General features: G+C 77.8%; 2 protein-coding genes. Both read left to right on the top strand.

Going from position 1 to position 7,633, the window contains the following annotated elements:
* A partial coding sequence (locus ACFU7Z_RS32125) for a type I polyketide synthase (protein ID WP_380781353.1) occupies window positions 1-7,397 on the top strand: 7,397 nt, incomplete at its 5' end.
* A 29-nt stretch (window positions 7,398-7,426) separates the two neighbouring features.
* On the top strand, window positions 7,427-7,633 hold a 207-nt coding region (locus ACFU7Z_RS32120; protein WP_380781351.1), incomplete at its 3' end, for a polyketide synthase docking domain-containing protein.

Here is a 7,633-nt window from a genome sequence, read left to right as displayed (position 1 = left end):
GGGCCGGCGAGGAGGAGGTCCTGCCCCTGCTCACCGAGCGGGTCTCGATCGCCGCCGTCAACGGCCCCCGCTCCGTCGTGATCGCCGGCGACGCCACCGAAGTCCGGTCCGTCGCCGCACAGTTCGACAAGGCCCGCGAGCTGCGCGTCAGCCACGCCTTCCACTCCCCGCTCATGGAACCGATGCTCGACGAGTTCCGCGACGTCCTCACCGAGCTGACCTACCACGCCCCCGCCATCCCGATCGTCTCCACCCTCACCGGCGAACCCGCCACCACCGGGCAACTCACCGACCCCGACTACTGGATCCGCCACGCCCGCCACACCGTCCGCTTCCACGACGCCGTGGACGCGCTCCGGGCGAAGGGCGTCACCACCTTCCTGGAGCTCGGCCCCGACGCCGTGCTCACCGCCATGGGCCGGGACCACGGCGACGACGGTGACGAGGCCTTCGTGCCGGTGCTGCGGCGCGACCGGGCCGAGGTGCGGACCGCCGTGTCCGCCGTGGCGGCGCTGCACGGGCGCGGGGTGCGGGCCGACTGGGCGGCGTTCTTCGCCGGTTCCGGCGCGCGCCGGGTCGACCTGCCCACCTACGCCTTCCAGCGCCGCCGCTTCTGGCTGGACGCCGCGCCCGTCGCGGGCGCCGCCGACCCGGCGGACGCCTCCTTCTGGGCCGCCGTCGAGCAGCAGGACCTGGCCGCCCTCGGTTCGAGCCTCCGGCTGGCCGAGGAGGAGCAGCGCTCGCTGGGCGACCTGCTGCCCGCGCTCTCCTCCTGGCGGCGCGAGCGCCAGGACCGTTCGCTGCTGGACTCCTGGCGCTACCGGGTCGAGTGGCAGCGGCTCGCCGACCCGGCCGCCCCGCCCGGGCTCTCCGGCGACTGGCTGGCCGTCCTGCCGGCCGGCTGGACGGAGGAGGGCACCGGCGGCGCGCTGTCCGCGCTGCGGGCCCGCGGCGCGCGGGTGCTGACCGTCGCGGCGGCCGAGGGCGAGGACCGTGCCGGGCTGGCCGCCCGGTTGCTGGCCGCCGCCGGGGAGCGGCAGCCGGACGGCGTGCTCTCCCTGCTGGCCCTGGACGAGCGGGAGGCGCGGCCCGGGGTGCCGGCCGCGCTGCCCGACACCGTGCTGCTGCTGAACGCCCTGGACGAGGCCGGGCTGGACGCGCCGCTGTGGTGCGCGACCCGGGGCGCGGTGGCGGCCGGGACGGGCGACCGGGTCAGCCCCGCGCAGGCGCAGCTGTGGGGCCTGGGCCGGGTGGCGGCGCTGGAGTGCCCGGTGCGCTGGGGCGGCCTGGTCGATCTGCCGGAGACGGTGGACGGCAAGGCGGCCGACCGGCTGGCCGCGGTACTGGCGGGCGGGTCCGGGGAGGACCAGGCCGCCGTCCGGGCGGACGGGCTGTACGCGCGCCGCCTGGTCCGGGCGGCCGGTGGCGCGGCGGGCCGCGAGTGGCGGCCGCGCGGCACCGTGCTGGTGACCGGCGGTACCGGCGCGCTGGGGGCCCGGATCGGGCGCTGGCTGGCCGCGAACGGCGCGGAGCACGTGGTGCTGACCGGCCGTCGGGGCGGTGCGGCCGCCGGGGCCGCCGCCCTGGAGGCCGAGCTGTCCGCGCTGGGCGCCCGGGTCACGGTGGCGGCCTGCGACGTCGCGGACCGCGCGGCGCTGGCCGGGCTGCTGGACGGGCTCGGCCCGCTGAGCGCCGTGGTGCACGCGGCCGGCTCGGGGGCGATGGGGCCGCTGCGCGAGCTCGACGCGGACGCGCTGGCCGCGTCCGGCGCCGCCAAGGTGACCGGAGCGGCGCACCTGGACGAGCTGCTGGACGGGCAGGAGCTGGACGCCTTCGTGCTGATGTCCTCCGTCGCCGGGGTCTGGGGCGGCGGCGGCCAGGCCGCGTACGGCGCGGCGAACGCGTTCCTGGACGCGCTGGCCGAGCAGCGCCGGGCGCGCGGCCTGACGGCCACCTCGGTGGCCTGGGGCCCGTGGGCCGGGGAGGGCATGTCGGCCGGTCAGGAGGGGCCGCTGCGGCGGATGGGCCTCGGCGCGCTGGCGCCGGACCTCGCGGTCGCGGCCCTGCGGCAGGCGCTGGACCTGGACGACACGGCCGTGACCGTCACCGAGGTCGACTGGTCGCGCTTCCACCCCGGTTTCACCGCCGTCCGGCCGAGCCCGCTGCTGGGCGCGCTGGCCGAGGTGCGGGAGCTGGAGCGCGCCGAGGAGCGGCCCGCGCCCGCCGACGACGCCGCCTCGGCGCTGCGCTCCGCCCTCGCGGGCCTGCCGGTCGCCGAGCGCTCCCGTTCCCTGGTGGAGCTGGTGAGCGGCCTGGCGGCGGAGGTCCTGGGCCACCCCACGGCCGACGGGATCGAGGTGGTACGCCCGTTCCAGGAGCAGGGCTTCGACTCGCTGACGGCGGTGGAGCTGCGCGACCGGCTCGCCCGGTCGACCGGGGTGCGGCTGCCGAGCACCCTGCTGTTCGACCACCCGACCCCGGAGGCGGTGGCCGCCCGGCTGCTCGGCGAACTGCTCGGCGAGGACGGCTCGGCGGCCGCCCCCACCGCCGGCCCGGTGGACGCCGGGGAGCCGATCGCGATCATCGGGATGAGCTGCCGCTACCCCGGCGGGGTCGGCTCGCCCGAGGAGCTGTGGCAGCTGGTCGCCCAGGGCCGGGACGCCGTCGGCGGCTTCCCGCAGGACCGCGGCTGGGACACCGCCGCGCTGTTCAGCGACGACCCCGAGCAGCCCGGCACCTGCTACGCCTCCGAGGGCGGCTTCCTGTACGACGCGGCCGGGTTCGACGCGGCGTTCTTCGGGATCAACCCGCGCGAGGCGCTGGCGACGGACCCGCAGCAGCGGCTGCTGCTGGAGACCTCCTGGGAGGCCTTCGAGCACGCGGGCGTGGACCCGGTGTCGGCGCGGGGCAGCCGGACGGGCGTCTTCACCGGCATCTCGTACCACGACTACGCGGCCCGCTTCAGCACCGTCCCGGAGGAGGTGGAGGGCTATCTGGGCAACGGCAGTTCGGCCAGCGTCGCCTCCGGCCGGATCGCGTACACCCTCGGCCTGGAGGGCCCGGCGGTGTCCGTGGACACGGCCTGCTCCTCCTCGCTGGTCGCCCTGCACCTGGCGGGCCAGGCGCTGCGCTCCGGCGAGTGCTCGCTGGCCCTGGCCGGCGGCGTCGCGGTGATGTCGACGCCGGGTTCGTTCATCGAGTTCAGCCGCCAGCGCGGGCTGGCGCCGGACGGGCGCTGCAAGGCGTTCGCCGAGGCGGCGGACGGCACCGGCTGGGGCGAGGGCGTCGGCATGCTGCTGCTGGAGCGGCTCTCCGACGCCCGGCGCAACGGCCACCCGGTGCTGGCGGTGCTGCGCGGCAGCGCCGTCAACCAGGACGGCGCCTCCAACGGGCTGACGGCCCCCAACGGCCCCTCCCAGGAGCGGGTGATCCGCCAGGCCCTCGACCGGGCCGGGCTGGCCGCCACCGAGGTCGACGTGGTGGAGGCGCACGGCACGGGCACGAAGCTGGGCGACCCGATCGAGGCGCAGGCACTGCTGGCCACCTACGGCCAGGACCGTGAACGGCCGCTGCTGCTGGGCTCGTTGAAGTCCAACATCGGCCACACCCAGGCCGCCGCCGGGGTCGGCGGCGTGATCAAGATGGTCGAGGCGATGCGCCGGGGCACCGTCCCGCGCACCCTGCACGTGGACGCGCCGTCCTCGCAGGTGGACTGGTCGGCGGGCGCGGTGGAGCTGCTCACCGAGGCCCGGGACTGGCCGGAGACCGGCCGCCCGCGCCGGGCCGGCGTCTCCTCCTTCGGCGTCAGCGGCACCAACGCCCACGTCATCCTCGAACACGCCCCCGAGGAGCAGCCCGCCGACGAGGGGCCCGCCGAGGAGGCTCCCACACCGGGCGCGCTCCCGTTCCTCCTCTCCGCCAAGACCGACCAGGCGCTGCGCGACCAGGCCCGCCGCCTGCGCGACCACCTGGACACCGAGGCAGCCTCGGCCGACCTCGGCCTCTCCCTGGCCGTCTCCCGCACGCAGTTCGCCCACCGCGCGGCCCTGGTGGCCGCCGACCCGGACGGCCTGCGGGCCGGACTGGAGGCGCTCGCGGCCGGCGGAGCGGCGCCCGAGCTGGTGCGCGGCACGGTCTCCCCCGGCCGCACGGCCTTCCTCTTCACCGGCCAGGGCGCCCAACGCGTGGGCATGGGAAGCGAGTTGTACGCGGCGTACCCGGTGTTCGCGGCGGCGTTCGACGAGGTCTGCGCCGAGCTGGACCGCCACCTGGAGCGCCCGCTGCGCGAGGTGATCGCCGAGGGCGGCGAACTCCTGGACCGTACGGGCTGGACCCAGCCAGCGCTGTTCGCCGTCGAGGTCGCCCTCTACCGCCTGGTCGAATCCTGGGGCGTGCGGCCCGACTTCCTGGCCGGGCACTCCGTCGGCGAGCTGGCCGCCGCGCACGCGGCCGGGGTGCTGTCGCTGGCCGACGCCGCCACGCTGGTCGCCGCCCGCGGCCGGCTGATGGAGCGACTGCCCGCCGGCGGCGCGATGGTGGCCGTGGAGGCCGCCGAGGCCGAGGTGCTGCCGCTGCTCGGCGGCGAGGTGGCCGTGGCCGTGGCCGCCGTCAACGGCCCGCGCGCCACCGTGCTGGCGGGCCCGGAGGAGGCCGTCCTGCGGATCGCCGGGCAGCTCGCCGACGCCGGGCACCGCACCCGGCGGCTGCGGGTCAGCCACGCCTTCCACTCCCCGCTGATGGACCCGATGCTGGCGGAGTTCCGCGAGGTCGCGGCGGCGCTGACGTACCACGAGCCGCGGATCCCGGTGGTCTCCGGCACCGGCCGCCCGGTGGCCGCCGAGGAGCTGTGCACGGCGGAGTACTGGGTCGGCCAGATCCGTGCCGCCGTCCGCTTCGACGACGTGTTCCGGCGGCTGGCCGCCGACGGGGTGAGCCGGTACCTGGAGCTGGGCCCGGACGGCGTGCTGACCGCGATGGGCCAGGACTGCCTGGCCGTGGCGGCGCCCGAGGGCGGCTTCGCCCTGCTGCCCGCGCTGCGCCGGGACCGGCCGGAGGCCGCGGCCCTGGTCCGGGCGGTCGGCGCGCTGCACACGCTCGGCGCGGAGGTGGACTGGCCGGCCTTCTTCACCGCGGCCGGAGCCGCCGCGTCCCGTCGTGTGGAGCTGCCCACCTACGCCTTCCAGCGCGAGCGGTTCTGGCTGGACGGCCCCGCGCCGGCGGCCGACCCGGTGGACACCGCCTTCTGGGCGGCCGTCGAGCAGCAGGACCTGGCCGCGCTCGGCGCGAGCCTCCGGCTGGCCGAGGAGGAGCAGCGCTCGCTGGGCGAGGTGCTGCCCGCGCTGTCCTCCTGGCGCCACCGCAAGCGGGACGGCTCCCGGCTCGACTCCTGGCGCTACCGGGCGGGCTGGCAGCGGCTCCCGGAGCCGGCGGCCGTCCTGCCACGGGCCGACCGCCCGATGGGCAGCTGGCTGGCCGTGCTGCCCGCCGGGGGCGCCCTGGCGGCCGTCGAGGGCGCCCTGGCGGCACTGGAACGGCACGGCGCGGACCTGCTGCGGGTGACGGTCGCCCCGGACGGCCTCGACCGGAGCACCCTGGCGGGCCCGCTCCGGCAGGCCCTGGACGGCACGGCCCCGACCGGGGTGCTCTCGCTGCTGGCCCTCGCGGACGGCGCCGACGAGCACACCGTCACCTCCGGCGCCGTGGCGCTGCTCCAGGCCCTCGGCGACCTCGCCCCGGACGCTCCGCTCTGGTGCGCGACCCGGGCCGGCGTGACGGTCGGCGGGCAGGTCGCGAGCCCGGCGCAGGCCGCGCTGTGGGGCCTGGGACGGGCCGCCGCGCTGGAGCACCCCGACCGCTGGGGCGGCCTGGTGGACCTGCCGGAGGAGTTCGACGGCCCGGCCGGGGACCGGCTGGCCGCGCTGCTGGCGGGCGGGTCCGGCGAGGACCAGGTCGCGGTGCGGCCCGACGGCCTGTACGGGCGGCGGCTGCTGCCCGCGCCGTCGGCCCGGCGCGGCGACGCGCCCGGGTGGGACCCGGAGGGCACGGTGCTGGTCACCGGCGGCACCGGCGCGCTCGGCGCCCGGCTGGCCCGCCACCTGGTCGCCGAGCACGGCGTCCGCCACCTGCTGCTCACCAGCCGCAGCGGGCCCGGGGCCCCGGGCGCGGCCGACCTGACCGCCGAACTCCGCGCCCTCGGCGCCACCGTGACCGTCACCGCCTGCGACGCCGCCGACCGCGACCGGCTCGCCGCGCTCCTCGCGGACATCCCGGCCGAGCACCCGCTCACCGCGGTGGTGCACGCCGCCGGGGTGCTCGACGACGGCGTGATCGACGCGCTGACCCCGGAGCGGCTGGCGACCGTCCTGCGGGCCAAGGCCGCCTCGGCCCGCCACCTGCACGAGCTGACCCTGGACCTGGAGCCGGCGGCCTTCGTGCTGTTCTCCTCCTTCAGCGGCACGCTCGGCGCCCCCGGGCAGGCCAACTACGCCGCCGCCAACGCCTACCTGGACGCCCTGGCCGAGCGGCGCGCGGCCCTCGGCCTGCCCGCCACCTCGGTGGCCTGGGGGCCGTGGGACGAGGGCGGCATGGCCGCCGGGGGCGAGGTGCTGGAGCGCGCCCGGCGCACCGGGGTGACCCCGCTGGCACCGGAGTCGGGGCTGGCCGCCCTGGACGCCGCGCTGGCCCAGGGCGACACCGCGGTCGCCGTGGTGGACGTGGACTGGTCCCGGTTCGCGCCGGGGTTCGTCGCGGCCAGGCCCAGCCGGCTGCTCGCCGAACTCCCGGCCGTCCGGGCGCTGGCCCCGGAGCGGGACGGCCCGGCCGCCGCGGCCGAGGACGGGAACGCGCTGGCGGCCAGGCTGGCCGGCGTCTCCGGGGCGGAGCGCGAACGCGTCCTGCTGGAGCTGGTCCGCCGGCTCACCGCGGAGGTGCTCGGGCACCGCGGGCCGGAGGCGGTGGAGCCCCGGAAGGGGTTCCTGGAGCTGGGGTTCGACTCGCTGACGGCGGTCGAGCTGCGCAACCGCCTGGGCGGCGCCACCGGCCTCCCGCTGCCCTCCACGCTGCTCTTCGACCACCCGGACCCGGTGGCGCTGGCCGCCCTGCTGGCGGGCCGGCTGGCCCCGGTGGAGGACACCGCCGGGGAACCGGACGTGTTCGCCGGGCTGGACGCGCTGGAGGCGGCGCTCACGGACGCCGGGCTGGACGACGAGGACGGCCGTCGGGTCACCGTCAGGCTGGAGACCCTGCTGGCCAAGTGGCGCGAGTTCAGGGGTGCAGGGGTGGCGGTCAGGGGTGTCCCGGCCCCGGGTGCGGCTGCCACTGTCGAGGCGGACCTCGAACTGCAAGCCGCATCGGTGGATGAGGTGCTCTCCCTGATAGATGCGGAATTCGGCCTCTGAGCGGACAACCGCTGCCTGGAAGGTGTGCAATGCCGACGGATGACAAGGTCGTCGATTACCTCAAGAAGGTGACCGCAGACCTGCGGCGGACGCGTCAGCGGGTCCGCGAGCTGGAGGCCGCGGAGCACGAGCCGATCGCGATCGTCGCGATGAGCTGCCGCTTCCCCGGCGACGTCGGGACACCCGAGGAGCTGTGGCGGCTGCTCGCCGACGGCCGTGACGCGGTCGGCGGGTTC

Source organism: Kitasatospora sp. NPDC057518, assembly GCF_042802075.1.
Classification (GTDB): Bacteria; Actinomycetota; Actinomycetes; order Streptomycetales; family Streptomycetaceae; genus Kitasatospora.
Note: the sequence above shows the minus strand (reverse complement) of the source record. Positions and strands in the feature narration are given on the sequence as shown.